We start from the raw sequence: 25,923 nt of genomic DNA on the forward strand, positions 1-25,923 counted from the left end.
ATGGTGAGGTACGGCATGGTTATTGACCTCAACCGCTGCATAGGCTGCAGGAGCTGTGCCGTGATCTGCAAGATGGTCAACGCCCAGCCACCGGGCACATGGTGGCAGAGGGTCGAGACCGTTGGCTCGAAGGAGCACATGGTTCCAGTGGGAGAGTATCCTAACCTCTCTGAGGTCTTTCTGCCGGTTCCATGCCAGCACTGCGAGAACGCTCCGTGTGTGAAGGTGTGTCCTGTCGGAGCGACATGGCAGAGGGAGGACGGGCTCGTCCTCGTTGACTTCGAGAGGTGCATCGGTTGCAGGTACTGCATCACCGCCTGTCCATACGGAGTCAGGCAGTTCAACTGGCAGGACCCGGACGAGAACTTCAGGCAGGGGTTCGAGAGAGCAGGCTTCGACGAGAACTGGTTCGCGGACAAGGACTACAAGTACGGCTACCCGAAGGATCACAGAACTGAGGACGGAAGGCTGGTTTACACCAAGAAGAGGCCGAGGGGCGTTGTTGAGAAGTGCACGTTCTGCGTGCAGTTCGTTGATCAGGGCCTCGCTCCGGCATGCGTCAGGGGGTGCCCGGGGAACGCGAGAATATTCGGCGACCTTGATGACCCCAACAGCGAGATTTCGAAGGTTCTGAAGGACAGGTCTGCCTTCAGGCTGCTCGAGGACCTTGGCACCGAGCCCAAGGTGTTTTACATACCTCCTGCGAGGAAGGAGGGTAGAGGAGGTGTGAGGTATGAGAAGGAAATATGATCTTGCGATGGGAGTACTCGGAGTACTCGCGATAATCGGAATAGTGGCGTTCATCTACCAGCTCCAGAAGGGACTCATACTGACCAACATGAGGAACCCGTTCTCATGGGGACTCTACATTGCCATGTGGGCATTCTACGTCGGTACAGCAGCCGGTGGTCTTGTTGTTTCATCGGCAATAAACATCTTCGGTGTCAAGCAGCTCAAGCCGATAGCTCCGGTTGCCTCGCTCTCAGCGTTCATCTTCGCTGTCGCGGCAATGATCATGGTTCTGCCCGACATCGGAAGGCCGGACAGGATATTCAACATGTTCCTCTATCCGAACCCCAAGTCGCTGCTTCCCTGGGACTTCCTCGTCCTCTCGACCTACGCATTCCTCTCTGCAGTCTACACGTACGTGCAGCTCGAGCCGAGGATCGCTGAGAGGGGAATCAGCCTTCCGCTCGTTGGCACGATCCTGAAGAAGCCCAACCTCACGTCAGAGCAGCTCGAGATGCTGAGGAGGAAGTCGGAGAGAAGGGCTAAGATGCTCGCGCCGATAGCGCTGCCGTTCGCCATCCTCATACACACAGTCACCGCATGGGTTCTCGCGACCCAGCTCTCGAGGCCATGGTGGTACGGAGGTCTGCTTGCACCAACGTTCATCGCCGCAGCTCTCACAGCCGGACCTGCGGTCGTGATAATCGCGTCCCTGATAGTCTACGGGTTCAAGGACGAGTTGAAGCCGACCTACAGGCTTCTTGCGAAGATCTCTGCATTCTCTGCCGTGGCGCTGCTCTTCATGTACTACAACGACTTCTTCATCAGGCAGTGGTGGGACAACGGCAAGGAGTATGACGCGCTCATGCTCGTCTTCAGGGACTACCTGCACATACACGCCATCGAGGCGATATTCCTGCTTGCAGGCATCATCATCCTCGCGAAGAAGTACGACAGCGTTCAGGGGCTCGTTGCCGGAAGCCTCGCAGTCAACATAGGTATCCTCGCGCACAGGTACCTGCTTATCCCTCCAGCATACAACCTGATCCCGTTCAGGGTGCCGGTTGTCATGGCCGGCGAGTCATTCGAGTGGCAGTATCCAATAGCCGTCGGAGAGGTCAGGGGAACCCTCTTCAACCCGCAGCCGATCTTCGTCTCCTACTGGAACTACGTCCCATCGCCGGTTGAGATAGCAATAACCGTCGGAGTGTTCGCATTGATATCCTTCGTCTTCCTCGGACTGCTGAGGGCGCTGCCTGTGAGGGAATGAGATGAACGAGAAGTTCAGATTTTTTTCCCTTGTTTTTTCCTACCCTTCCGAAAAGACGCTCGGGGAGATTGAGGCTCTCGCGTCTCACCTTCCGGAGTATGCCCACCTCGTTGAAAGTCTGAGGTCTCACACGCTTGAGGAGCTTCAGACTGAGTACACGAGGCTATTCGTGACCGATTTTCCCACGCTGACCTGCCCTCCCTACGAATCCTACTACCGCGAGGGCTCTCTATACGGGAACGCGAGCATAGAGGTGGAGGACATCTACAGGAACCACGGGCTCGAGTACAGCTTCGAGGGTGAGCCGCCAGACCACATAAGCGTCGAGCTGGAGTTCCTCGCCCTCACGGGGGACGAGGAGTTCGCGAGAAGGATGAAGGAGTGGGTCTTCGAGTTCACGGAGAGGGTCAGGAAGAACTCGGGGATTTACGGGCCTTTCGCCGAGGAGCTGGAGAAGCTGCTGAAGGAGTTCTGAGCGGAACTTCCTGCTCAAAACCTTTAATTTTTCTCACTCGTTTTCAGGAGTTTTCGAACCTGCTCAAGGCGATTCTGAGGACATCGGTTATGAGCCCTTCCTCCATCCACTCCTCCCTGTATCTGCTGCCGTGAATCACTGCAAAGCCTGTCGAGTCTTCAGCGTTCAGCCCGCCATGCGCACCCTTGTAGCTCGACACCTGAAACTCGTACCCCTTCCTTGCGGTGACCACGAAGTCCCCGCTCCTCTCGCTCTCCAGAAGCCCCCTCACCCTCTCAGCGGCCCTCGGATAGTCTTTGCCAAACTCATACTCCTCGAGTCTTGAAACCTCCCTGCCATCATCCACGAATATCTCCCTGCCCTCCCTCCAGAACACGAACTCCACGGCCCTGCAGTCCCTCAGGAAGTCTTGAACGTCCACGGAAATTCCCCGGTCGAGCAGGTATATGTGGGCCATCCTCGGGCCACTCGGTGCAACGACGACCTGTGCCTTCCTGCCAACCCTCGTCTCGTATTCATGGGGATCTATCCTCGTGAACGCGTTTATTCCCTGCTCCTCCATCTCTGCAGAAAGGCTGACGTGGCAGTCCTCGCTTTCACAGAGCCTGCTCTGGCCGTGGTCGGTGGTTATGTTTATGTAGAGCTCGTAGTCCCTGAGCGCCCTCTTAAGCTTCGCTATCTCCTCGTCCGCGTCCCTCATGGCGTCCTCGAAGGAGTCGTACATGTAGGGCTTCCCCTCAATCCCCTCCATGCTCTCCGGCCCGTATATGTGGCTTGACGCATCTGTTTCCATGAACCACACTATGCCAAAGTTGTACCCTGCCTTAACGGCCTTGATTGCGTTTCTCGTAACTACCTCGTGCTGCAGGACGTGGAATGGGAAAGCCTTGAGGAGCAGCTTTTTTGCCACGCTGGCTCTCTTGACCGAGGTGTGCTTCGCGAACCTCCTCAGGAAGAAGAGCTTTTTCGGGATCGCTATGTCTCTATCCTCCCCCGGGAGTATGAAGCTCATCTTCAGGTCGGCACCCTTTCTGACGAGGTCTGCGCTGAACGTCCTGAAGCCCATCCTCTTCGCCCTGTGAAACCACGTCTCTCCGAGGATGTGTCTGTCGTTCAGGTTGGCCTTGGCGTCAATCCAGTTGTCAGGCATCGTTATCTCGAAATCGTAGCCTATGTACTCTCTCCTTTCTCTATCGAACCATGCCTGCCCCACTATTCCGTGGGTTGATGGCAGGGAGGAGGTGGCTATGGACGTGTGCCCGGTGACGGTGGCGGATGGAAAAGAGGAGTAGCAGTTCCTGATGTTCACCGCGCTCTTCGTGAGCTCCTCTATAGCCGGAAGCTTCCCCGACTTGAGGAGCTTCTCGTAAACCTCCCTGTTCACGCCGTCAATGATGACGGTGAGCATCACCTTCACGGCATCACCTGCGTTGCGAGTGAGAACAGCTTGAGCACAACTGGCAGGATGACGAGTGCTGGAAGCATGTTTCCGGGTTTCATGTTCGTCAGCCTCATCAGGTTTATTCCTATGGCGGCAATCATCACTCCTCCGACCGCGGTTAGCTCGGAGATCAGGAAGTCCGTGGCGTACTCCCTCACGCCCAAGGCTGCGAAGAAGAAGAACGACTGGTAGAGCAGAACTGGAACTGCAGAGAACGCAACACCAATTCCGAGGGCGGAGGAGAGGGCGAGGGAGGCTATGCCGTCGAGCATTGCCTTCGTTATGAGCAGGGAGAAGTCCCCGGTTAGCGCCTCCTGTATTGGCCCTATCACTGCCATCGAGCCAACGCAGAACAGTATCGTGGAGGCGACAAACCCCTCTGCGAACCTCGACCCCTCGAACCTCCTCTCTATCCTCATGCCGAAGTCCTCGAGCCTCTCCTCTATCCTCATCGCACTGCCAATAGCTGAACCAACGAGTATCGTGACCGTTAGAAGGGCGAAGTTTGAGGTTTTGAAGGCCATTTCAATGCCGATGATCAGGACAACCACGCCGAGAACCTTCATCAGGTACTCCTTCATCTCCTCTCCAATCCTCGACCCTATGGCTATCCCGATGAGGCTGAAGACGACAATGGAGGCGACGTTTATCAGCGTGCCGATCATTGCAACCCCTTGTCCGTCAGGCTATTTATTTCCTTTCGAAACCCTCAAGAATTCTGGAGAATCTTGTCGCATCGTCGAGCATGTGAACATTGTTGAACATCACGTAGCACCCCCTCTCTCCCCTCACCCTCTCTGCAAGCCATTCCAGCTCCTCGTCGCTGTATTTGTGCTTGTAGTTGAACCCGTGCAGCCTGTAGTATCTCAGCTCACCGTAAACGCTCCTCTCGACAAATGGATCGACAACATGCACGAGGTCGAGCCTCTCGCAAACCTCCCTCACCCTCTCGCTCCTCCACCCCCTCGGCTCCCAGCAGAACACGAACTCCCTTTCAATTGAGCTGAAGAACTCCTTCATGTTTCTTATGTTCTCCTCGCTTTCCCTGAACGACTTTGGGGTCTGAAACACTACGATCCTCGACTCCAGCACCTTGGCGATCTCCCTCGTTCTCTCCCATGCGTCAAAGACGGCCTTTACCGGCCTGAAGAATCCGCCATCATCCACCTTCAGCCTCGCCTTCCTGTACGTTGGGGAGGACGGGGGATGGGTTATGACCTGAAACGCCTTCACCGTAAACTCGAATCCCTCTCCTGCAGTTTCTCTCCACCTCGCGGCAGTTTCTGGCCTTGGAGGCTTGTAAAACGTCTTCTGGACCTCAACGACATCGAACATCTGGAAGTACTTTTCCATAGAGGTTGGAAAACCGCAGCAGCCAACCCTTATCATTGCAGATTTGAATCTGTCAAAAAAGAGAAAAAGGTTGCTCTTCGGGGCTCAGAACTGTCAGGTCCTCAGGTCGAACCTGTCGAGGTTCATGACCTTGTCCCATGCCCTGATGAAGTCAGCGACAAACCTCTCTTCTCCATCATCGGCAGCGTAGACCTCGGCAACGCTCCTTAGCTCGTCGTGGTGACCGAATATCAAATCCACCCTGCTTGCGATCCACCTCTCCTCCCCGGTTTTTCTGTCGAATCCCTCGAACAGGTATCTGTGCTGATCTCTCGCTTTCCACTCCACGCTCATGTCCAGCAGGTTCACGAAAAAGTCGTTTGTGAGGGTCTCAGGCCTGTTGGTGAGGACGCCGTGATTGCTGTATCCGTAAACTGCCCCCAGCGCCCTCAACCCTCCAGCGAGCACGACCATCTCCGGAACCGTGAGTGTCAGGAGGTGGGCCTTGTCGACGAGGAAGTACTCGGGTGTTGTGTAGATGTCTGCCTCGTCTATGGTCTCAGGGTATCTGAAGTAGTTCCTGAATCCGTCGGCAAATGGCTCGATCCTCTCGTAGAACTCCACCTCAACCTGCTCCTGTGTGGCGTCTACTCTACCGGGCGTGAACGGAACGTGCACGTCATGGCCTACCCTTTTTGCAGCAACCTCCACGGCGGCACACCCTCCGAGGACTATGAGGTCTGCGAGGGAAACCCTCTTGCCGCTGCCCTTTCTCTCCTGCTCCTCGTTGAACTCTTGCTGGATTTTCTCGAGCTTGGATATTATCCTTTCAAGATCCTCCGGGTGGTTCACCTCCCACGTCCTCATCGGATGCAGTCTTATCCTCGCTCCGTTGGCTCCACCCCTCCTGTCGGAGTTTCTGTAGCTCGCAGCAGAAGACCATGCCGTGTAGACGAGCTGGGATACGCTCATCCCCGACTCGAGGATCTGTTTCTTCAGCCCCTCCACGTCCATCTCGTCTATTAGCTCGTGGTTCCTCTCTGGAAGGGGATCCTGCCATATGAATTCCTCCTCAGGAACATACGGCCCAGCGTAGCACCGCTTCGGCCCCATGTCCCTGTGCGTCAGCTTGAACCATGCCCTCGCAAATGCTCTCTCGAACTCTTCAGGGTTCTCCAGAAATCTTCTGGCTATTCTGGCGTACCTCTCATCATACCTCAGCGCCAGATCGGCAGTTAGCATCCTCGGCCTGTGCTTTTTGTTGGGATCGTGTGCATCCGGAATTATTTCGGGAGCGTCCTTGGCCACCCACTGGGCCTTTCCTGCCGGGCTGGTCTCTATCTCCCACTCGTAGTCAAAAAGCAGTTTGAGGTACATGATCGCGAACTTTGTTGGCGTGGGCGACCATGTAAGCTCAAATCCGGATGTGAACGTGTCAGGCCCCTTTCCTGTCTTGTGGTCAAACTTCCAGCCCAGTCCCTGATACTCTACAGGCGACGAACTCGGGTCAGGGCCGAGGTATCTGTCCGGGGCTGCGCCATGGCACTTCCCGAAGGAGTGGCCGCCTGCAATCAGGCCACGGTCTCCTCATCGTTCATCCCCATCTTGGCAAAAACCGCCCTTATCTCCTGGGCCGACAGCTTCGGATCAGGCACACCTCCGGGTCCTGCAGGGTTGACGTATATCAGCCCCATCTCGGTAGCGGCGTACGGCCCCTTTAGCTTGCCCTCCTCGTACCTTCTCTCTCCTGTCAGCATCTCCTCCTCTTCTCCCCAGTCCGGGCTCTCGTCTGGCTCGTATATGTCCTCCCTGCCAAGTCCGAACCCGATGATCTTCACGCCCATGTCCTCAAGGGCAACCGTGCCGGCGAGGATTATCAGGTCGGCCCATGACAATCTCCTTCCATACTTCTTCTTCACCGGCCAGAGCAGCCTTATCGCCTTGTCGAGGTTTATGTTGTCCGGCCAGTTTATTCTTGGCGGAAAGCGAATGCTACCATCTCTCGCACCCCCTCTCCCGTCGAAAATCCTGTAGCTGCCGGCGCTGTGCCAGGCGAGCCTTATGAATAGTGGCCCGTAGTGTCCAAAGTCTGCGGGCCACCAGTCCTGAGAGTTCCTCATAAGCCTTTTCAGATCTCTGATTACCGCATCAACGTCGAGCTCTGCGACCTCTCTGATATAGTTGTAACCCTCCCCATAGGGGTTGGCGCCGGGCTGATTCTGCCTCAGAATTTTGAGGTTCAGCCTGTTTGGCCACCAGTCCGTAATCCATCTTTTCCTTGGTTTGTCCATTTTTTCCTTCATTTCGAAACACCACTTTCGAATTTCGATAAACAACGTTTTGAAATTTCAACTATAAAAGATTTCTGATTCCAAAGTCTCGGTGAAAGCCCTGCCTGTCAGAATGGCCGGAAGGGTTTCATTAAAAAATCTGGTTAAAAAATTGGGGGAAAGTTTATGCCGTCTCAGCCCTCTCTTCCCACGGCGGCAGTATCTTCACGAGCACGTAGAGTATCACCAGCGGAACCACCATTATCGCCGCGGCTATCGAGGCACTCTCTGGGCCGAGCAGCGGCATGACGTAGTAGCTGAAGCCCCTGAAGGTCTTTGACAGTATCTGCCCGCCTATGACCACGTTCCACCTCATCGCGAACACGCCTACCAGCGTGAGAATCGCGGACACTGTGTACACAGCGACCCTCGCCCTGTCCGGCATCCTGAACACCTTTGCCACGGCTATCATCGCGACGGGCACAATGGCTCCGACAATCACCTGCACGACTATCATGCTGAAGAACAGCTTCTCGTTTATCAGCGCCAGTATTGCCTCGAAACCCTCCTCCCTCGTGTAGAAGACGTGGCTGAACTCCACGAACTCGAGGCCGAGGTCGAGGATGTAGGAGTAGAGCAGGTAGCTGGCGAGCTTGTCAACGCACCTCACGTCCGGAGAGACACCCCTGATGACTGAGCTTATGACGTAAATCGCGAGCACCAGCGCAATTCCAGAAACCATCGCCGAGAACAGGAAGATTATGGGCATCAGCGGGGAGCTCCACCACGGGTTCGCCTTCACGCTGCCGAATATGAACCCGACGTATCCGTGCAGGAATGCCGCTGAAGGCAGACCGATCACAGTTATGACATTCACTATCTTCTCGTCCCTCCTCGTTGCGCTGTCGCTTATGTCGTAGTCTCCGAGGGTGAGGATCCTGTAAATCGCGCCCCTGATTCCTCTCCTCTCCCTCGCCCACGTCACTATGTCCTTCCTGTAGTCGAAGTATATCTCGATGAGAAGCACGACGAGCAGGTACCATGCGTAGACGAACCCGAACATTGCCATCGCTGAGGATGTGTTTGGCGTGAACATTATCTCCAGAGCTCTCTCTGGGTGTCCGAGGTGGGCGATGAGCGGCATCGGTGCGGTTATCAGAAACGCGAGTGCTGTGAGCAGGGCGAGCCTGTAGGTGGGTTTGACCTCCTCGACCCTGAATATCCTCTCAAGCGAGGCGACTATGAACGCTCCGGCGACGAGCCCTGTTATGTACGGGTACACGGCGATCAGCACGCTCCAGTATATCTCGACCTCGTTGGGGTAGATGAACCCCTGCACGTGCCTGAGCGCTATTTCGAGGATGTCGCTCATGTCAGCGCACCTCCGAGTCTATGCCTATGTAGAAAACCCTCGGCTTTGTTCCCTGCTCCGGCTTCAGCACGGAGACGCTGTTCTCCTCGAGAACCCTAAGGATCCGCTCATCGTCCTCCCTGCCGAACATCCTCGCTCCCGTTGGGCATGCCATCACACACGCAGGCTTGTACCCCTTCGTTATCCTGTGGTAGCACCACGTGCACTTGTCTGCCGTGTTCCTCCTGCTCTCCCTCGGCCCGTCCCTCGGGTAGAGGTATCTCGCGCCATACGGACAGGCCTGAATGCAGTACCTGCACCCTATGCAGTACTTCTCGTCCACCAGCACAACTCCATCCGGGGTTCTGTAAGTTGCGCCAACGGGGCACACCTGAACGCAGGGAGGGTCTTCGCAGTGGTTGCAGAGCTTCGGAACGAAGTAGCTTTTCGCGACCTCGTCCTCGCTGTAGATGTTCGGAAAGCCGTCGAACCCTCCGTTGGGGGAGTCAACCTTCAGATCCTTCTCTCCCTTGAGCCATACGTACCTCTCGACCCATGTCCTGAAGTAGTACGGCTTCAGGGGAACCTCGTTCTCTATCTTGCAGGCCCTCACGCACCTGCCGCAGCCTATGCACTTCCTGACGTCGACCACGAAAATGTAGCCTGTTGCTCTGCCCTCAGCCTCCTCCCCCCTCGCAAGCCTGAACCCGATGATTCCCGATGCGATGGCTGACGAGGCAATCAGGAACTTTCTCCTATTCATATTACACCACCGGGTTGTGGGGATTGTGACACCTCGTGCAGTTCCACATCTCCTCTCTACCGTGCTCTACTGAGATCTGCGGGAATGACTCTGGCTTGCTCGGGCTGGTGGCGTGGCAGCTCAGGCAGAAGTCCGTCATGGTGGGGTACGCGTACGGGCTCAGAAACTCATCCTTGGCCGAGTGGTTTTTCGGATCGGCAACGTGGGCTTTCAGGAGTCCGTGACAGCTTGTGCACGCTATCCTCCTGTGCTCCCCCACGCTCCAGTCCACGTACTCATTCACGTGACAGTTGAAGCACTCGTAGTTCTCTCCAACCTTGGTCTTCAGGCTCTCTATCTCCCCGATAGACGCGGCCCTGTAGTGGCCGAGCTCGCCGAAGGTATCCGGGACAAAGACGCTTCTGGCTATGAAGAACACTGCAAGCCCCAGTATGTACAGAAGCACGACTCTGGTGGTGACTTTCATGGCCCTGCCCTCTCTCTAAAAAATTTGGGGGAAGGTGTGGCTCAGGCTGAACCCCGCAACCTTCCTGCGAGGGCCAGTGCTGCGAGCACTGCGAAGGATCCGGCCGTCAGCTCCACGAACCTCACGTTCTTCGGAAGGCTGATTGTCTGGGACGTGGTGGCATCTGCGACTCCCTGCGCGACCACAGCATTGTTGGCAGGTGGTGTGAGCGGTGCGGTGCTCGAGTCAGGTGCGGTGGACAGTGCCGGGACCTCTCCCCTGATCCTCTTCTGCGTCTCGTACCAGTCTATCATCCTTCCGAGCTTGTCCATCACGGTGTCAACGGCTCCCATCCAGTGCGTGTAGTCCGGTCCCATCATCGAGGCGCCCATTCTCCACCTTCTTCCCTCGTGGTGCCAGATGTAGTACCACATCATCTCCGGGAACTCGTCTATCGGATTGCTCGGGTCGGCAAGCCCCTCGTCGTATATCCTCTGCAGCAGGTCTTTCGCGTACTTTGCAGTCTTGTCGTAGTCGGCGAGCACCTTCTCGTAGCTCTCGAAGTACCCGTCAACCCAGTTGGGGCTGTGACACGCCTGACAGATCTTCTTCATCCTCTCCCTGTTCTCGTTGGCGAGCTTCTCGTCTGGGGTGTACCCAACAGCCTTGTTGGGGTTGCTGCTCTGGTAGGTGTTGAACGGCCCCTGAATCTCCCACTTGAGCATGGCTCCAACGTCGTGCGTGCTCTGGACTATCACCTTGCCAGATGAGTCGGCGATTCCACCCATGTGGCAGACGCTGCACGTCGGTGAGGAGAAGTCAACACCGACCTTCCACGGCTTTGCCTCCCAGTTCCAGTTCTCCTCGTCGGCCATGTACCTCGCTCCGTGGTGGCTGCTCTCGTATATCTCGATCTGCGGGTGGTCGTATCCAAGGTGGCACTTTCCGCAGGTCTCAGGCATTCTCGCCTCCTTTATGCTGAACTGGTGCTGCGTGTGGCAGGAGGCACAGCTTCCGAGGCTACCGTCGGGGTTTATTCTGCCTATGCCGATGTTCGGCCACCCCTGCAGCTTCTCCCCGTCGTAGTAAACGTAGCTTCCGTGGCACTCCATGCATCCGAGCACCTGATTCTCGTGGTTTATCTCGTCGAGAAGCCCTGTCTTTGCAAATATTCCGCTTGCCGGGTAGAGGGGCGTTACCTTGTCCCTTATGTAGTCTCTCGGCGGGTTCTGCCTTGCGGTGTTCGGGTCGAGCGGGTTCAGACCCTGCGATGTCATGGCCTTGTACCACGGCATGAGGGGTCCGTTGATGGCGGCAAAGGCGTGCTTGCTCTTTGAGAAGGTCTCGTACTCGTACTCGTGGCACTGTGCACACTTCTTCGGAGAAACGACCGGGGTTATCCTGTATCCGTGGTGGTCCTCGCCATACTCGTCATCTCCAGCCTTGTGGCAGACGTAGCACGTCACTCCGTAGTCCCCGTGCTTGCTCTTTTCCCAGTCCTTGACGATGTTCGGTGTTTGCTTGTAGTGGCAGGCAATGCACAGTTCCTCTGCACTCGCTGGAATGGCGAGCAGGGCTGCGATTGCCACTATTATTCCCACTAACAGCCCGGGACGTTTCATGTTCATAATCTCATGTGAAGAGGATTTAAAATTTACGAATATATCCTAAATTATCGCCGTTAAATTACGTCAATGACGAAAAAATTTTGGTGTCATCATTAAACAACGTTAAATAATTTTGAGCTGGCAACCGACAGGGAGCTGGAAATGATAAACTCTATTCACCCTATTTTCTGAGCCATATCTGAGGTCTGCAGGGTCGTTTTGTGCCAGAATATATGCTGACAGAGAAATCATTAACGTTAACAACGTTAAAAAGTTTCCGCCCACGTCGGTAATGAATTCTATTTGCTCTGCCATCATCATGATAAATCGTTCGCAATTGCCATGATGATTTAACGTTATCCAGCAAACTATATATCCTCCCTGCCAACTTAAATCATGGAGCTGGAGCTGAATGGTGTGCCTGTAGAGGATACGTACTGCGAGGCGTTTGATGGAATCTATTCGAGGATTTTGATAACTGCGAAGCAGAAGTGGCTGCTCAAGAAGGCCGCTTACAACTCCACAGCCCTTCCATCAACCGTTTTCGGCGAGTCCGAGGGTGGAGTTGAGAAGTTTGTCTCACCTCAGGAGACCCCCGACGGCAGGCTGGGTGCGATCGCCCAGATATGGGTTGCTAAGAGCAAGAACTTCGAGAGCGTTCTGATGAGAGAGATGAGCAAGAGGATCAGGCAGGGCATTCTTGTTGTTCCCACGACAAGGGTGTTCAACGCAACCGAGAGCGACAAGTTCTTCGATGCCGAGCTGAATGTGGGAAGGTGCGGTGATGGATACGAGTGGGAGGAAGAGATGTGGGGCAGGAAGGTAATCAGAGTGCCCATCATGTTCGGCGAGTTCATAATCGAGAGGTACATCGGTTATGCTGAGGGTGTCGCTGGAGGCAACGTCTGGTTCTTCTGCGACAGCGAGGAATCAGCCCTTGAGGCTGGAGAAGCTGCCGTAGAGGTGCTCAGGAACATGGACAACGTCATAACTTCCTTCGACATATGTTCTGCTGGCTCGAAGCCCGAGACGAAGTATCCTGAAATCGGGCCAACAACCAACCACTACTACTGCCCCACGCTTAAGGGCAAGATCCCAGATTCAAAGGTTCCTGAGGGTGTAAAGAGCATTCCGGAGATAGTCATCAACGGCACAACCCTTGAGGACGTCAAGAAAGCCATGTACGTCTGCATGGAGGTAGTTAGCAGGATAGATGGCGTTCTCAAGATCTCGGCTGGAAACTACGGCGGAAAGCTGGGTCAGCACAAGATCTACCTGAGAGACATCCTGCAGGAATACGGTGAATGATCGATCAGAACATCCTCGAAAAGTTTTACTCCAAAATTTTTTCCGTCCCGAAGAAGAGAGTCAGCGTAGCCATAGGCATAACGAGCATAGTCCTTGCATCCTATTTGAACGGGATTTCCGGAAAGTCCTTTTTTGCGATGAGGTACTTCTTCATAGGCCTCGCCCTGCTCGCTTTACTGCTCTTCTTCGGCAGGCTGCTTGGATCCGGGTTCAACAGCAGGAGGATATTCTTCTTCGCGCTGTTCATGCTCGTGCTGATAGAGATAGCTGACGTGATAGCAATACACCTGCTGAGCCCCGAGCTGATCGTCGTCTCTCCCTCGGCTATAGCATTCATCCTCTCGGTGGCTTTGTACTTCACGTCCGAGCGGTTCAGCTACCTCGCGCCACTGCTCATCCTCGCCCTGCTCTATCCTGTGGACTACCTCTTCTCCTTCAGCGCCCCTCACAGGGGGCTGGCGTACGCCCTCTCGTCCCTTGCCGGAGTTTCTCTCTCATACCTCTTCGTCTCGTTCATGAGCGGGAAGGCTGGGAGAATTGTCGTATCGGACATACTGAGGGACTTTGTCCTGTACTGGCTGAAGGGAGAGCCCGGGATCTTCGAGAGGAGGATAAAGATGTATTCAGAGGTCAGAGAGGGCAAGGTCTTCGTGATAAGGGTTGGGGACGCGACCCTCATAGCTCCCGAATTTCACCCCGGCCCCTTCAGGGACATCGGTGGCGCAAAGCTCGTGGAGAGAGCCTTGGGGAGGTTCTCGATGTTCCTGCATGCCGCGTCAACTCATGCGACGAACCCGTCCACAGGCGAGGACGTTGAAGCCATAATCCGCGTCACTCCAGAGTTTGAAGGCGCCAGAGCGAGGAAGCCGTACTCGGTGGAGGGGAAGAGGTTCAGGCTGAAGATCTACCCGTTCACAACCTTCACGCTCATAATCATCCACGGAAAGGAGAGCATAGACGACATACCTTCGGAGGTGAGGGACATAGCGGAGAGGTTCTTCGCCAACCCAATTGTGGTTGACGGGCACAACGCTTACGCTGAGAGGTACGAGCTAACCCCCGAGGACATGACCGAGATATACATGCTGATGGAGAAGGCTTCCCAGATCAGTCCAGATGAGTGCGGGAGGTTCGAGGCTTACTTCACCTCCGCCGACTACGAGAGCCAGTCTATCTGCGGAAAGCTCGCGCTTCTGCTGATGTCGTTTGAAGGGGAGAGGCATGGAATCCTGATGGTGGATGCCAACAACATGGACATCGAGCTCAGGGAGTATTTGGAGAGGGTGGGTAAGAAGTATGGAGTTGAGTTGGACGTCATCACCACTGACAACCACTCCAAGACGGGAGTGTCACCAAAAATCGGGTACAAGCCGGCTGGCATGGTTGATGCAGAGGCGATTGAGAGCTTCCTTGAGAGGGCCATGGCAAATGCCAAGCTCTCCGAGGTGGAGGTGGAGTTCGGTGTGGCGAGCGTGAGGGTCACGGTGATGGGGGAGAGGTTCTTCAAGGATGTTGACGCTGCATTCAAAAATTACGGAGAGAGGGCGATGTACCTCTTCATCCTCTTCTCCGCCCTTAACTACGCCCTGACCTTCGCCCTCTCATCGGTCATCATCTAAAAGCTTAACTACACGTAAGCCATCTGGTGGAGCATGGACGTTGTCGTAACCCTCCTGATCTCGGTTCTCATAATCCTCCTGCTCATCCGCTTCGAGATAACCCTCGCGGTCTTTGCCGGGGCTCTGTTCCTCGCGATCACCAGCGCCCCTGAGAGCATACTTGCCACCTTCTCAAGCATATCGACGTGGAGGATAGTTGCCATAGTCGTATTCGCGTTCTCCATTGGCTACTCCATGGAAGTCGTCGGAATGCTGAAGCGCATAACCGAGTCAGTTCACTCCATCTCTGGAAGAATGAGCGTCGCTCTGATACCGATGCTGATAGGCCTGCTCCCCATGCCCGGCGGCGCGCTCGTCTCGGCTGTCATGATAAAAGATCTGGTGGAGCGCTTCGAGATAAGGCCCGAGAAGGCCGTGTTCATCAACTACTGGTTCAGGCACGTCTGGGTGACTTTCTGGCCCCTTTACCCCAACATAGTCATCGCGATGGGGATACTCTCGACTGACTACTCGGAGATAGCGAGGTCGACGTATCCAATCCTCGTGGCCTCGCTCGTCTCGGGTGTGCTTCTGATGGGAGTCAGATCCTCGAGGATTGAGGGCAGGAGGGACTCCAGGGGGCTGGCGTACATGTACCCAGTTCTCCTGATCGTCCTCTTCACGGCCCTGACAGGCGACCTGCTTGCAGCGCTTATAGCGTCCTTCCTCAGCATAATCCTTTTCAACAGGGCGTTCTCGAAGGTTCCGGAGATATTCAGGAAGACTGTGGACTTCAAGATCATAGTCCTCGTCATCGGAGTTATGCTTTACAAGAACGCAATAGAGATGAGCAACGCCTCCTCGGCCTTCTACTCTGATGTGCTCTCACTCTCAAACCCCTACGTTGCCGCCTTCTCTCTGTCCTTCCTGATAGCGTTCGCAACTGGCATAGAGCTGAGCTACACGTCCGTGGCGTTGCCCCTCCTCACGTCCTTCACGGGTACGGGGGATGTCATCAACAGCCACCTCTTCATAATCTTCCTCGGTGGCATAACCGGGGTGATGCTGTCTCCAATGCACCTCTGCCTCGTCCTCACGGCCCAGTACTTCAAGGCGAGGCTCTACGGGGTTTACAGGTACCTCATACCAGCAGCCTTAATGACAGTGCTAATATCACTGCCATTCCTGAGAGTGCTGTGAAGTACCTGACGCACCTCTCTATGTCTTTCACTTCAGGCTCTCTCCCGCACTCTATCCTGTAGCTCCCCGGCTTCTCCAGCCTGACCCCAAGCAACCCGGCCATCGCGGAGATCGAGTGGCCGTTCAGCTTTGGGCTTCTGAGCCCGCAGGAGAACGCTCTCCTGCTGAGAATCGCGTAAAGCAGGAGTGAGAGCCTCGAGGGTATGAGGTTCAGCAGGTCGTCGAGTCTGGCAGAAACTCTGCCGAACTCCCTGTACCTCTCATTCCTGTAGCCGAGCATGGCGTCGCAGGTGTTTATCGCCCTGTAAACGAGCGCCCCCGGAAGGCCGAAGATGGCGTAGTAGAGGAGGGGTGCCAGAACACCGTCCACGAAGTTCTCGGACACGCTCTCTATGACGGCAGACACGACCTGCCAGTCCTCGAGACCATTCAGATCCCTGCTGACTATAAGCCTCACCCTCTCTCTAACAACACCCTCTCCATCCACGCAGGCGAGGGCGTGTTCGACCATGCTCCTTATCGAGATGCTGCAGTAGAGCAGGTACCCCGAGAGCAGCAGGTCAAATGGCCATGGCAGGGCTGATGGGATGAGCGAAAGTGCTATGGCGAGGGAGGCTGTGAGCAGCGGCGGGAGAATGCCGGCGTAAGCGTTCCTTGGCAGCCTTTTGTCGAGGAAGGAGATGAGCCTCCCGAACCACACGGTGGGATGGGCTCGCGGTGGAGGCTCTGACCTGATCAGCTCGAAGGCGATTGCGACGGGAAGCTCGAGCACACCCAAACTAACCATGTAAGTTAAAAATGTTGCCGGGAAACGTTATATTTGGCCGTGCAGAATCAGGAGCATGAGGTGGATACTCCTGCTCATCCTGTCTCTGCTGACACTCTCGCTGCTCGGGTGCTCGGGCAAGGAGGAGAATCAGGTCAAGTTCGATGTCATCGGAAAGGGCTACTTCTCCAACGTGGCGGAGAAGAGGTACATGGTCATAAGGAGCACTGACGAGTTCAGGGACTTCATCAACGAGACCGGCGTGATATTCCAGCCGCCTGACTTCAACACGACGATGGTCATCGCCGTGTTCATGGGGGAAAGGAAGACTGGCGGATATGAGATCAACATAGGCAAGATTCTCGAGGAGGATGGAAAACTGGTTGTCTTTGTGGATCTATACGAGCCATCCGACACGTGCCTCGTCACCTCGGTGATAACGAGCCCGTTTCAGGTGGTCAAGCTGAAAAAATTTGACGGAAAGGTTGAGTTCGTCGAGACCGTCAGGGAGATAAAGTGCTGAGAACCTCCGAGAGGACCCTCACCTTCTCGTGCGTTGAGTCGAGCACCCTGTCTATCTCCTTTTTGAGCTCCTCCCTGCTCATCTCCCTCCTCGCAACCCCGAGCTCAATGGCCTTCTCAGCAACTCTCACAGCCACCCTCTCGTGCACATCAAATTCATCCATTCTGGGGATTATGTAGTCCTCGCTGAGTCTGGGCTTCGCGTACTCGTATAACGCCCTCGCAGCCTCGATCGCCATTGAGTCCGTGATCTCCCTCGCCCTCACGGTCAGAACCCCCCGGAATATTCCGGGGAAGACGAGGCTGTTGTTTATCTGGTTGGGGTAGTCGCTCCTTCCGGTTCCCACGACCCTCGCACCTGCCTCTTTCGCCTCTTCTGGCAGAATCTCCGGCACCGGATTGGCCTCTGCGAAAATCACCGGGTCGTCGTTCATCTCCCTTATCCACTCCTTTCTTATCACTCCCGGGCCGGGCTTGCTGGCAGCGATGACGACGTCAGCACCTCTCATGGCCTCCCTGATTCCTCCCTTGATTTTGCTCCTGTTCGTCCTCTCCGCTATCCACATCTTGTATTTGTTTTTCTCAAGCCCCTCTCTCCCCTCGTACAGCGTTCCCTTGGAGTCCACTGCGACTATGTTGTCTCCCGGCACTCCTGCTTCGAGCATCAGCCTTATTGCGGCGGTATTTGCGGCTCCAACGCCTATGACCGCGATCCTAACTTCATCCAGCTTCTTCCCCACAACATCCAGTGCGCCAAAGAGGGCTGCGAGCGTAGCCGTGGCAGTTCCCTGCTGGTCGTCGTGCCAGACGGGTATGTCGAGCCTCTCCTTCAGCTTCTCGAGTATGTAGAAGCACTTGGGGCTCTCAATGTCCTCGAGGTTTATCCCTCCGAACGATGGGGAGATCTTCTCCACTATCTCAATGAATCTGTCAGCGTCATGCTCGTTGATGGGCAGGGGTATGGCGTCAACCCCGCCGAACAGCTTGAAAATGAGGGCCTTCCCCTCCATGACGGGCAGAGAGGCGAGGCTTCCTATGTCCCCGAGGCCGAGTGTTCGCGATCCGTCGGTGACTATTGCGATGCTGTTGGACTTCCACGTGAGCTCGTAGGCTTTGTCAGAGTTCTTTTCTATCTCCTCGCACGCCCTCGCAACTCCGGGGGTGTACAGGTACGTGAAGTCCTCCAGCCCTCGATAGGGTATCTTGGGCAGAACCTCGACCTTTCCCTCGTACTTCCTGTGTATCTCCAGCGCCTTCTCGTAAACCTCTCTGCTCTCGGTCATGTCCGAATTTATTGTTAATAAAGATTATAAATATAGTTAACGGGGTTTGACAAGAACTTCATCCGGTTTATGCTGCCGTGTGAACTTTTGGCTAAATTTATCACCGTAAATTACTAATACATACAAAATCAGGAAACTGGCATGGTTTACAGGACGTCAATAAGCCTTGACGCAAAGACGTCCAGAATACTGGAGGAGCTCATGAGGAGAACAGGAAAGAGCGCGAGCGAGATCATCAGGGACGCGCTGAACTCCTACTACGAGTTCGAGTACTCGCAGAACGTCTCCAAGAGGGAGATAATGATCTACATAGACTTCCTCTCCGAGGGTGAGCACGTCATTGTCGATCTGGAGCACTGGTGCGCGATGTGGGATGAGCTCAACGAGAAGGCTGACGAGCAGTTCTGGGAGATGGTCGCCAAGTCAGGGCAGGAGCACGGGATTCAGTACTACAACAAGGGTCTGAGAGATGTGAAGAGCATTCTCGAGTACATGGAGCCGGGAAACTTCTTCAGGGTGAAGGAGGACGGTGATGGAAGCTACACGCTCATCCTCTCATGCCCGTCTGAGATGAGGTTCATCAAAACGTTTCTTGAGAACATATTCAGGGCTCAGAACATTGACGTGGAGCTGAGGGAAAGCATAGGGAAGCTGAGGGTTGTGGTCAGAAAATAACGATTTTTTGTGAATAATATTTGAAATTATTAATCCACAATAATTGAATTTTAATTATCTTTTCCGTAAATTTAATTAAAAGCCCCCTTTTCCCCGAATGCTGAGGTGGTGGTGTTGGGCAGTGATGACGTTATCAGGGAGATTGAGGAGAGGGTCGAGGAGGACTTCGAGGAGGGCGGGATTGCAGACGTGCTTGTGGCTGGAGAGGACAGGCACGAGTACACCAAGAGGCAGAAGTACTCCCTTTTCCTTGGGATCATCCTCTTTGCGGCGATACTCCTGATCCCCGTTCCGTCCACGTTCCTTGAGAGTGCGGTCAAGTCTGCGAAGCTCAGCGATGAGGTGCTCGCAGTTGCTGAGGGCAAGGGGCTCGTGACCCTCAAGGACGGGAAGATCTCCGAGATCCACGACCTTCAGGGCCTGCTGTCCCTGATAGAGGAGAAGGACTCCAAGGCTCATGGAGCGATACTGAAGAAGGCCAAGGACATGAAGAGCGTTCTGGCCCTCACAGTGCTGATGGCGGTGTGGTGGATTGGCGAGGCCATTCCCCTGCCGGCAACGGCTCTGCTGCCCCTCGTCGTCCTGCCGATGCTTGAGGTTAGCAAGCTCAAGGAGGTCGCTCCGAGCTACGCGAGCAAGGTGATTTTCCTCTTCATGGGTGGATTCCTCATAGCCGCTGCGATGATGAAGTGGGGCCTCCACAGGAGGCTCGCCCTGATGATCATCAACGCCATAGGGACGAGCCCGAGGAAGGTAATTCTGGGGTTCATGGTCTCTACAGCTTTCCTGAGCATGTGGATCTCAAACACGGCGACGACCATGATGATGATGCCGATCGGCCTCTCCATAATACTGCACGTCGCAATGGCAGGGGAGGAGATGAAGAGGAGGGGTGAGCTCAAGAACGTGGACTTCAGAGCGGGGCACTTCAGGTTTGGGACTGCCCTGATGCTGGGAATCGCATACGCGGCATCGATTGGAGGTGTCGCGACGATAATCGGCACCCCTCCAAACGCGGTCTTCGTTGGCACCTTCTCAAAGCTCTTCCCGAACGCCCCTGACATCACATTCACCGACTGGCTGGCCATAGGCGTTCCGATCTCATGGACCTTCCTGTTTATAGCGTGGTTCGTGCTCGTCTACCTCCTCAGCCCGCCGGAAATAAGCGAAATTCCGGGAGGCAAGGAGCTCGTCAGGAGGGAGCTGGAGAAGCTCGGGCCATGGAGCAGGGGGGAGAAGATCGTCCTTGCTGTCTTCCTGCTTACCGCTCTGGCGTGGATAAACAGCAAGCCCAAGGTCATCGGAGGCGTGACCATTCCCGGTATAAGCAGCTACCTGCCGTTCGTGAATGACTACGTTATCGCCATGCTCGCGGCCATACTGCTCTTCGTGATTCCTGTCGACTTCAGGAGGGGCGAGTTCGCCCTCGACTGGGATCACGCCAAGGACATTCCGTGGGGCATACTGTTGCTGTTTGGAGGTGGCATAGCTCTCAGCTCGGCCTTCACGAAGAGTGGGCTTGCCAACTGGATCGCAGAGCAGCTGCTGTTCCTCAAGGGCGTTCACCCGCTCGTGGTGATGTTCGCGATAGTCACCCTCGTAATCTTCCTGACCGAGATGACCTCCAACACGGCCATAGCGACGCTCATGATGCCGATCATGGCTGGATTCGCGCTGGCAATGGGCGAGGATCCCAGGTTCTTCATGATCCCGGCAGCGATAGCGGCGAGCTTCGCCTTCATGCTCCCAGTGGCCACGCCGCCAAACGCCATCGTCTTCGGAACCGGCTATGTGACAATACCGCAGATGTCGAGGACGGGTCTGGTGCTGAACCTGATCGGCATAGTCTTCGTGTCGCTGCTCAGCTACTTCCTAGTGCAGGCAGTGTTTGGCGTTGTACCGGGTGTGGCTCCCAAGTGGGTGCCTTGATTTTTTCTTTAAACCTTTTTTCAGTATTTTAATTTAACATCGTTAATAATAACTTTTTTATTTCGGTATGTTATACTTATGCTGGTGGTAATTATGAGATGGGGCCTGATTCTGGCGTTGGTTCTGGCCATTTTGGTACTCGGATGCAGCCAAGAGGAGGCCGAAAAAGCGCCAACTCCAACACCTACTCCAGAAAAAACGGCCACTCCAACGCCAACCATGGTTGAGACACCAAGTAAGGAGCAAGTGATCGCTGAAAAGTTTCAGACAAGTCTACACTACACGAGAAATGGCAAGGCATACTTTTATAGCAAAGATAATGGAGGTTTTGAGGCACTTACGGGGGTTCCTATCGAAAAAATTGGTTGCATGAAATGTCATGCAAAGACAAAAGCAGATGGTTCTCCAATTGAGGCTGAGGAATACACTCCTGACTGTAACGATTGTCATGTGGAGATCGGTGACAAGCCGAGCAGTAAGGTATGTCTTGGATGCCATTCAAGGCAGGGTGTGGAGATAAAGCTCGAATCTGCAAAACCAGAGCTATTCTCAGACGTGCATAGGTCGAAGGGCATGGAGTGCATTGACTGCCATACAGAAGAGGAAATGCATGGGGATGGGAACCAGTACAACTCAATGTTGGAGGGTGCAATAAAGGTTGATTGTGAGAACTGTCACACAAGTGTTCCGGAGAACACAGCACACTCGATCCACATGTCGAAAGTTGATTGTTCTGCATGTCATGTCAAGACCGTCATCTCTTGCTACAATTGCCATCTCGAAAGTGCAATCAAGTCCCATGTAAAGCGACCATACGGGCCAATCAGCGGGTTCAAGTTCCTGATAAACTTCAACGGAAAGGTTACAACCGCCACTTTAATGGCAGTACAGTATGAGAATAGCACGTTCTACGTGATAGCACCGTTCTATTCACACACAGTGACTAAAGATATTGAGTGCTCTGACTGCCACGGAAATGAGGCGCTCAAAGAGTATGATGAAAATGGAAAAATTGTGATAACTGCATGGAATTCTACCGCTGGAAAGCTTGAGTGGAGGAAAGGAGTCATTCCAGTTGTGCCAGACTGGTCTACTGCCTTCCAGTTTGACTTCCTGACGTACACAGGAAACACAAGCGATCCATTTAAGCCCTTTGACACAGGAAACTGGACGTTCTTGAAACATGGTGCAGATAAAACGCAGATGTTGTTTGGAGAGCCTTTGACTGAGGAGCAGCTTGATAAGCTGAGGATGAACATAGGTTAATCTCTCATTTTCCATTTTTTCTCGGGGAAAGTGGATTTTTAGAAATGGGGATGTTTTGGAATCGGTTGTTAGAAATGAGATGGGCTCAGAAGCGTAACTACTACCAGCGTGGCAACGCCCGCAAGCACCATCCTCGCCCCGGACTTCAGGATGTTGCTTCTCGACACCCTTCCCATCGAAACCCCAACGATGAACAGCAGGGCGAATCCGGTTATCAGGGCGGCAATAAACGCGATGTCCTCTGGCAGGAACAGGTACGGCAGCAGAGGGATGATTCCCGCCGGTATCGGGGCTATTGCGTGGACTAAAGAGCTTATCCTCATGGCGAACTCGTGGGCCTCGTCTATCAGGCACTGCTCCCCATCCGACTTCAGCAGCGCCCTCCTCTTCTCCATCGCAACGAGCATCTGCTCAACTCTCTCAGCCTCAAACGCACCCCATCCGCTTGAGATTCCGAGGGCAAGGGAGGTGGCTATGCCCGCGGAGAATATTATCTCCCTGCTCGCCTCCCCGCTCAGGTGTGCGCCGAGAACCATTCCCATGATGGTCAGAACACCGTCAAAGAACCCTATGACGAAGTACCTTCTCGAGATGGACGAGATGTCCGTCATCCTTGCGTATATCCTCCACTTTCTGAGCCTCTCCCTGCCGAGAAGCTTCGAGGCTATTTGCACTCCTTACCAACCCCAGCAAGTAATTTAAATGAGTGTTGCCAGTGTGGATTTATGAAGCTTTTCGATACCATGCAGAAGCGCCTTGTGGATCTCGAGCTCGGCGATGAGGTCAGGATATACGTCTGCGGGATAACTGCTTACGATTACTCGCACATAGGTCATGCGAGGAATGTGGTGCTGTTCGACACGCTCAGGCGCTTTCTCGAGTTCAGGGAGCATCGCGTGATCATGGTGCAGAACTTCACGGACATCGACGACAAGATCATCAACAGGGCCGTTAGTGAGGGGAGGAAAGCCCTCGAGATTTCCTCACTCTTCATCGAGGAGTTCATGAGGGATGTTGAGGAGCTCAACGTGAAGGAGTGCATAAGGCCCAAGGTCTCCGACTACATACTCCAGATAATTCAGGCCGTGCAGAGGCTGATCGAGAAGGGTTACGCCTACACGGTTGAGAAGGAGAACGGGGAGGACGTTTACTTTCACGTTCCTGCCTTCGATGGTTACGGAAAGCTGTCGGGTCTGTCAACCGAGGAGCTGAAGAAGCACAGAATCGAGCCAGATCCGATGAAGAAAGACCCGAGGGACTTCGCTCTGTGGAAGGCTGCCAAGAAGGAGGACTTCGAGGCGGAGTCATACTTCGACTCACCGTGGGGGCCGGGAAGACCGGGCTGGCACATAGAGTGCAGCATCATGTCCTCAGAGATCCTCGGAACGCCGTTCGACATACACGGCGGGGGGATGGATCTGATTTTCCCCCACCACGAGAACGAGAGGGCCCAGAGCTACGCGCTCCACGGCGTTGAGCCCGTGAGGTACTGGGTTCACAACAACTTTGTGACGGTGAACGGAGAGAAGATGAGCAAGAGTCTGGGCAACATAATCAGGATCAGGGATGTGGTGGAGAGGCACGGTGGCATGGCCCTCAGGTACCTGCTGCTCTCGGCCCACTACAGGCACCCGCTCGATTACTCGGAGGAGAGGGTGGTCGAGGCAAAGAGGTCGTACGAGTACCTGCTCAACTCTCTCAGAAATGCAGACATGGAGATAGCCTATCTGAAAACCTTCGGCGGGGAAAGGGATGGAGACGAGATTCCGTCGTTCATGGACGCTTTTGTTGAGGCACTCGAGAACGACTTCAACACGCCCAAAGCCCTGGCGGTGATGCATGAGCTCGCGTCGAACATAAACAGCAGGCAGTTCTCGGCAGGCCTCAACAGCCTCGAAAGGGCATTTGAGGAGCTGCACACGATGATGGACGTCATGGGCCTCGTCAGGGACTACAGAAGGTCTCCGGTTCTCGGGGAGGAGGATCGCTCAAGGGTGCTTGAGAGGGAGGTGGCGAGGAGGAAGAGGGAGTTCGATGTCGCGGACAGGATAAGGGACGAGTTCAAAAATAGGGGAATTGTTCTGGTTGACACCAAGCACGGAACGAGGTGGTATCTGGCCTGATCAGCCTCTCACAACTTTTTCTCCATCTGGCAGAGTGTACTCGGTGATCGGCTTGCTCTTCAGCCTGAACTTCACCGTGGACAGTGAATCCTGAATTTTTTCGAGCTTTTCAATGTCTGTGGACACCACGACGTCCCCTTCTTCAACACCCTCAACCGCGAACCTCAGCTCCACCTCTATCTCAGACACGTCAAAGGTTGTGAGGGGCAGGGAGCGCAGAACCTCATCCTTCTCGTAAATCTCCTTCCTCGCCCTCACCGCCTCAGCATCGATGATCACCTTCGCATTCAAAGCTGCGAGCGCTATTCCGGAGGCGAGGTTCTTCAGCGTCAGCCTCTCAGACACCCTGTCCGGGGTGAAAACACCAGCATCAAACCTCCCGGGCATCGCTTTCTTCAGCTCATCCTCGCTCTTCTCGACCTTTCTAACCTTCCTCTTTCTCTCCGGCATCACTCCTCACCCTTCACGCCCAGAGAGTTTGCGAGGGCGGTGAGCATCCTCGCGACTCCTTCAGGAACGTCGGCCCTTCTGGCCCTTATCTTGACGTGCATCTCGCCGCTCAGGTCAACTCTTGACGATGACCTTGGCGCGTATATTGCGTAGAGCTGCACCACCTTCTTCTCCGGCCTCACCGCCACAATCTTCGCGTCGAACTCAATCTCCACCTCATCAACGCTGATGTAGGGTATGGGCACCATTGTTACGAGAGGGACTGAGAGCGTGAGGTCTTCCGTTTTCAGCTCCCCCGTGTCTGGGTCGATGTACGCCTGCGTGTATCCGACATTCACCGCCTTGGGAACGAGCTTCCCGGCTTTTTTCTCCATCGTGCTGGCTATGAAGTCGAGGGTGGCTTTGGCCGACTCCTCCTGTGCATCAATCACGGCTCTGAGTGGAGAGGAGATTATCTGCTGCAGCAGGACGGCCAGGTTGGACGACAACTCGGTGCACCTCTTGCTTACCCTCCTCCGCCACCGCCGGATGCACCACCCGATGCCGGGGCTATGCTCTCCTTGAGAAGGCTCAGAACCATCCTCAGCCCCTCGGGCATCTCGTCCTGCACGGCGTTCACGACTATGTCGAGCTCCGAGCTCCTGTCAACCTGCGACCTGCTCTCCTTCTTGAATCCGTATGAGGCCGTGAACTTGACACTCCCCCATCCCCATCCTGCCTTTGCCGTGAGCTTGCTCGAGAAGTCGTGCTGGCTCTTGTCGTAGGCGGACGTCTTTATGGTGAAGTTGAACCGGATTGTCATGTCCTTTATCCTTATGTAGGGCACCGGCAGAATCGAGAGCAGCGGAGCCTCGACGGTCGTGTCAACGTCCTTGACGTCACCGCTCTCCGGGTCAACCTCCTTTCTCTTGAACTTGAAAACAACGCTCTTCACATTCCCATCATCGTCCATTCCGACCTCCTGAATGAATCTGGCGGTCGTCATGGCCGCGTATGCCTGAGCTCTTATCGCAGCCTCGAGAGGCTTGCCGATAAGGCTCTCCATCGGCAGAGCAGCAAGCTCTGCAGGTATGTTGGCACCAACCATCCGAAACACCTCCAGCACGAAAATCGTGCTTCT

25 protein-coding genes and 1 pseudogene are annotated in these 25,923 nt (G+C 54.7%); 11 read left to right on the forward strand and 15 right to left on the reverse strand.

Annotated elements, in window-relative coordinates:
* The first annotated feature begins 3 nt into the window (after positions 1-3).
* From GAH_RS06355 to GAH_RS10375, 3 genes are read left to right on the forward strand one after another with little or no spacing between them, the layout of a single operon-like run.
* The gene (locus GAH_RS06355; protein WP_048096798.1) at positions 4-750 is read left to right on the forward strand and encodes a 4Fe-4S dicluster domain-containing protein; all 747 of its coding nucleotides are present in this window, start codon (positions 4-6) and stop codon (positions 748-750) included.
* A complete protein-coding gene (gene nrfD, locus GAH_RS06360; RefSeq protein ID WP_048095438.1) occupies positions 734-1,999 on the forward strand; it encodes an NrfD/PsrC family molybdoenzyme membrane anchor subunit in 1,266 nt (421 codons plus the stop codon). Before GAH_RS06355 ends, nrfD (GAH_RS06360) begins: the two co-directional genes overlap by 17 nt.
* Position 2,000: 1 nt before the next feature.
* Positions 2,001-2,474 carry a TorD/DmsD family molecular chaperone gene (locus GAH_RS10375; protein ID WP_052747793.1) on the forward strand — a complete coding sequence of 158 codons (474 nt, stop codon included), beginning with the start codon at positions 2,001-2,003 and terminating at the stop codon, positions 2,472-2,474.
* 43 nt (positions 2,475-2,517) lie between these two features.
* Here GAH_RS10375 and GAH_RS06370 read toward each other — a convergent pair whose 3' ends face one another.
* The 9 genes and pseudogenes from GAH_RS06370 to GAH_RS06410 all read right to left on the reverse strand — a co-directional run bounded on the left by GAH_RS06370 (position 2,518) and on the right by GAH_RS06410 (position 12,004).
* The gene (locus tag GAH_RS06370; protein ID WP_245604107.1) at positions 2,518-3,882 is read right to left on the reverse strand and encodes an alkaline phosphatase family protein; all 1,365 of its coding nucleotides are present in this window, start codon (positions 3,880-3,882) and stop codon (positions 2,518-2,520) included.
* Between the two features lie 5 nt (positions 3,883-3,887).
* Positions 3,888-4,580 carry a DUF554 domain-containing protein gene (locus tag GAH_RS06375; RefSeq protein WP_048095447.1) on the reverse strand — a complete coding sequence of 231 codons (693 nt, stop codon included), beginning with the start codon at positions 4,578-4,580 and terminating at the stop codon, positions 3,888-3,890.
* A gap of 25 nt (positions 4,581-4,605) precedes the next feature.
* Entirely contained in the window at positions 4,606-5,304 is a 699-nt protein-coding gene (locus GAH_RS06380; RefSeq protein WP_048095449.1) for a DUF72 domain-containing protein, read from the reverse strand.
* Positions 5,305-5,361: 57 nt separating this feature from the next.
* Positions 5,362-7,550: pseudogene (gene katG, locus GAH_RS06385) on the reverse strand (catalase/peroxidase HPI).
* Between the two features lie 151 nt (positions 7,551-7,701).
* Positions 7,702-8,889, reverse strand: coding sequence for an NrfD/PsrC family molybdoenzyme membrane anchor subunit (gene nrfD, locus GAH_RS06390; protein WP_048095450.1), 1,188 nt, complete (start codon positions 8,887-8,889; stop codon positions 7,702-7,704).
* Position 8,890: 1 nt separating this feature from the next.
* Positions 8,891-9,631: a 4Fe-4S dicluster domain-containing protein gene (locus tag GAH_RS06395; RefSeq protein WP_048095452.1), complete on the reverse strand. Its 741-nt coding sequence runs from the start codon at positions 9,629-9,631 to the stop codon at positions 8,891-8,893.
* A gap of 1 nt (position 9,632) precedes the next feature.
* Positions 9,633-10,097: a multiheme c-type cytochrome gene (locus GAH_RS06400; RefSeq protein WP_048095454.1), complete on the reverse strand. Its 465-nt coding sequence runs from the start codon at positions 10,095-10,097 to the stop codon at positions 9,633-9,635.
* 41 nt (positions 10,098-10,138) lie between these two features.
* Positions 10,139-11,698: a multiheme c-type cytochrome gene (locus tag GAH_RS10380; RefSeq protein WP_169745344.1), complete on the reverse strand. Its 1,560-nt coding sequence runs from the start codon at positions 11,696-11,698 to the stop codon at positions 10,139-10,141.
* A gap of 108 nt (positions 11,699-11,806) precedes the next feature.
* Complete coding sequence (locus GAH_RS06410) at positions 11,807-12,004, reverse strand: hypothetical protein (RefSeq protein ID WP_048095456.1); 198 nt, start codon at positions 12,002-12,004, stop codon at positions 11,807-11,809.
* Positions 12,005-12,079: 75 nt separating this feature from the next.
* Here GAH_RS06410 and GAH_RS06415 point away from each other — a divergent pair, with 75 nt between their 5' ends.
* The 3 genes from GAH_RS06415 to GAH_RS06425 are packed head-to-tail and all read left to right on the forward strand — an operon-like array spanning position 12,080 to position 15,789.
* Positions 12,080-12,991, forward strand: a complete 912-nt coding sequence (locus GAH_RS06415; protein WP_048095458.1) for a formylmethanofuran--tetrahydromethanopterin N-formyltransferase — start codon at positions 12,080-12,082, stop codon at positions 12,989-12,991.
* On the forward strand, positions 12,988-14,610 hold the full coding sequence (locus tag GAH_RS06420) for a DUF2070 family protein (RefSeq protein ID WP_048095460.1): 1,623 nt from the start codon (positions 12,988-12,990) through the stop codon (positions 14,608-14,610). The genes GAH_RS06415 and GAH_RS06420 overlap by 4 nt, the downstream gene beginning before the upstream one ends.
* A gap of 33 nt (positions 14,611-14,643) precedes the next feature.
* The gene (locus tag GAH_RS06425; RefSeq protein WP_048095462.1) at positions 14,644-15,789 is read left to right on the forward strand and encodes a DUF401 family protein; all 1,146 of its coding nucleotides are present in this window, start codon (positions 14,644-14,646) and stop codon (positions 15,787-15,789) included.
* Here the strand turns inward: GAH_RS06425 and cbiB are convergent.
* Complete coding sequence (gene cbiB / locus GAH_RS06430) at positions 15,731-16,576, reverse strand: adenosylcobinamide-phosphate synthase CbiB (RefSeq protein WP_048095464.1); 846 nt, start codon at positions 16,574-16,576, stop codon at positions 15,731-15,733. The genes GAH_RS06425 and cbiB overlap by 59 nt on opposite strands.
* A 55-nt stretch (positions 16,577-16,631) precedes the next feature.
* Here cbiB and GAH_RS06435 point away from each other — a divergent pair, with 55 nt between their 5' ends.
* On the forward strand, positions 16,632-17,078 hold the full coding sequence (locus tag GAH_RS06435) for a protease complex subunit PrcB family protein (protein WP_048095466.1): 447 nt from the start codon (positions 16,632-16,634) through the stop codon (positions 17,076-17,078).
* Here the strand turns inward: GAH_RS06435 and GAH_RS06440 are convergent.
* A complete protein-coding gene (locus GAH_RS06440; protein WP_048095468.1) occupies positions 17,059-18,360 on the reverse strand; it encodes an NAD(P)-dependent malic enzyme in 1,302 nt (433 codons plus the stop codon). The two genes, GAH_RS06435 and GAH_RS06440, sit on opposite strands and share 20 nt — an antisense overlap.
* A 141-nt stretch (positions 18,361-18,501) precedes the next feature.
* Between GAH_RS06440 and GAH_RS06445 the strand changes: the two genes are divergently transcribed.
* The 3 genes from GAH_RS06445 to GAH_RS06455 all read left to right on the forward strand — a co-directional run bounded on the left by GAH_RS06445 (position 18,502) and on the right by GAH_RS06455 (position 22,230).
* The gene (locus GAH_RS06445; RefSeq protein ID WP_048095469.1) at positions 18,502-19,035 is read left to right on the forward strand and encodes a ribbon-helix-helix protein, CopG family; all 534 of its coding nucleotides are present in this window, start codon (positions 18,502-18,504) and stop codon (positions 19,033-19,035) included.
* Positions 19,036-19,149: 114 nt separating this feature from the next.
* Positions 19,150-20,964 carry an SLC13 family permease gene (locus GAH_RS06450; protein ID WP_245603987.1) on the forward strand — a complete coding sequence of 605 codons (1,815 nt, stop codon included), beginning with the start codon at positions 19,150-19,152 and terminating at the stop codon, positions 20,962-20,964.
* 84 nt (positions 20,965-21,048) lie between these two features.
* Positions 21,049-22,230, forward strand: coding sequence for a hypothetical protein (locus GAH_RS06455; RefSeq protein ID WP_156967410.1), 1,182 nt, complete (start codon positions 21,049-21,051; stop codon positions 22,228-22,230).
* Between the two features lie 68 nt (positions 22,231-22,298).
* On the opposite strand, the gene GAH_RS06460 is transcribed toward GAH_RS06455, so the two are convergent.
* Positions 22,299-22,904, reverse strand: a complete 606-nt coding sequence (locus GAH_RS06460; RefSeq protein ID WP_048095473.1) for a VIT1/CCC1 transporter family protein — start codon at positions 22,902-22,904, stop codon at positions 22,299-22,301.
* 51 nt (positions 22,905-22,955) lie between these two features.
* Between GAH_RS06460 and cysS the strand changes: the two genes are divergently transcribed.
* The gene (cysS, locus tag GAH_RS06465; RefSeq protein ID WP_048095475.1) at positions 22,956-24,353 is read left to right on the forward strand and encodes a cysteine--tRNA ligase; all 1,398 of its coding nucleotides are present in this window, start codon (positions 22,956-22,958) and stop codon (positions 24,351-24,353) included.
* Here the strand turns inward: cysS and GAH_RS06470 are convergent, their stop codons facing one another.
* From GAH_RS06470 to GAH_RS06480, 3 genes are read right to left on the reverse strand one after another with little or no spacing between them, the layout of a single operon-like run.
* Entirely contained in the window at positions 24,354-24,803 is a 450-nt protein-coding gene (locus GAH_RS06470) for a hypothetical protein (protein WP_048095477.1), read from the reverse strand.
* Positions 24,803-25,291 (reverse strand): DUF2589 domain-containing protein, encoded by a 489-nt coding sequence (locus tag GAH_RS06475; RefSeq protein ID WP_169745345.1) that lies wholly within the window; start codon positions 25,289-25,291, stop codon positions 24,803-24,805. The genes GAH_RS06470 and GAH_RS06475 overlap by 1 nt, the downstream gene beginning before the upstream one ends.
* 17 nt (positions 25,292-25,308) lie before the next feature.
* Positions 25,309-25,890: a DUF2589 domain-containing protein gene (locus GAH_RS06480; protein ID WP_048096802.1), complete on the reverse strand. Its 582-nt coding sequence runs from the start codon at positions 25,888-25,890 to the stop codon at positions 25,309-25,311.
* Between the last annotated feature and the right edge of the window lie 33 nt (positions 25,891-25,923).

The sequence above is a fragment of the Geoglobus ahangari genome, from assembly GCF_001006045.1.
Classification (GTDB): Archaea; Halobacteriota; Archaeoglobi; order Archaeoglobales; family Archaeoglobaceae; genus Geoglobus; species Geoglobus ahangari.

Excerpts from the sequence above, each read along its gene's own strand:
- nrfD (WP_048095438.1), top strand. The coding sequence starts at position 734 with ATGAGAAGGAAATATGATCTTGCGATGGGAGTACTCGGAGTACTCGCG.
- GAH_RS10375 (WP_052747793.1), top strand. The coding sequence starts at position 2,001 with ATGAACGAGAAGTTCAGATTTTTTTCCCTTGTTTTTTCCTACCCTTCC.
- GAH_RS06370 (WP_245604107.1), bottom strand. The coding sequence starts at position 3,882 with ATGCTCACCGTCATCATTGACGGCGTGAACAGGGAGGTTTACGAGAAG.
- GAH_RS06375 (WP_048095447.1), bottom strand. The coding sequence starts at position 4,580 with ATGATCGGCACGCTGATAAACGTCGCCTCCATTGTCGTCTTCAGCCTC.
- GAH_RS06380 (WP_048095449.1), bottom strand. The coding sequence starts at position 5,304 with ATGATAAGGGTTGGCTGCTGCGGTTTTCCAACCTCTATGGAAAAGTAC.
- nrfD (WP_048095450.1), bottom strand. The coding sequence starts at position 8,889 with ATGAGCGACATCCTCGAAATAGCGCTCAGGCACGTGCAGGGGTTCATC.
- GAH_RS06395 (WP_048095452.1), bottom strand. The coding sequence starts at position 9,631 with ATGAATAGGAGAAAGTTCCTGATTGCCTCGTCAGCCATCGCATCGGGA.
- GAH_RS06400 (WP_048095454.1), bottom strand. The coding sequence starts at position 10,097 with ATGAAAGTCACCACCAGAGTCGTGCTTCTGTACATACTGGGGCTTGCA.
- GAH_RS10380 (WP_169745344.1), bottom strand. The coding sequence starts at position 11,698 with ATGAAACGTCCCGGGCTGTTAGTGGGAATAATAGTGGCAATCGCAGCC.
- GAH_RS06410 (WP_048095456.1), bottom strand. The coding sequence starts at position 12,004 with ATGATGATGGCAGAGCAAATAGAATTCATTACCGACGTGGGCGGAAAC.
- GAH_RS06415 (WP_048095458.1), top strand. The coding sequence starts at position 12,080 with ATGGAGCTGGAGCTGAATGGTGTGCCTGTAGAGGATACGTACTGCGAG.
- GAH_RS06420 (WP_048095460.1), top strand. The coding sequence starts at position 12,988 with ATGATCGATCAGAACATCCTCGAAAAGTTTTACTCCAAAATTTTTTCC.
- GAH_RS06425 (WP_048095462.1), top strand. The coding sequence starts at position 14,644 with ATGGACGTTGTCGTAACCCTCCTGATCTCGGTTCTCATAATCCTCCTG.
- cbiB (WP_048095464.1), bottom strand. The coding sequence starts at position 16,576 with ATGGTTAGTTTGGGTGTGCTCGAGCTTCCCGTCGCAATCGCCTTCGAG.
- GAH_RS06435 (WP_048095466.1), top strand. The coding sequence starts at position 16,632 with ATGAGGTGGATACTCCTGCTCATCCTGTCTCTGCTGACACTCTCGCTG.
- GAH_RS06440 (WP_048095468.1), bottom strand. The coding sequence starts at position 18,360 with ATGACCGAGAGCAGAGAGGTTTACGAGAAGGCGCTGGAGATACACAGG.
- GAH_RS06445 (WP_048095469.1), top strand. The coding sequence starts at position 18,502 with ATGGTTTACAGGACGTCAATAAGCCTTGACGCAAAGACGTCCAGAATA.
- cysS (WP_048095475.1), top strand. The coding sequence starts at position 22,956 with ATGAAGCTTTTCGATACCATGCAGAAGCGCCTTGTGGATCTCGAGCTC.
- GAH_RS06470 (WP_048095477.1), bottom strand. The coding sequence starts at position 24,803 with ATGCCGGAGAGAAAGAGGAAGGTTAGAAAGGTCGAGAAGAGCGAGGAT.
- GAH_RS06480 (WP_048096802.1), bottom strand. The coding sequence starts at position 25,890 with ATGGTTGGTGCCAACATACCTGCAGAGCTTGCTGCTCTGCCGATGGAG.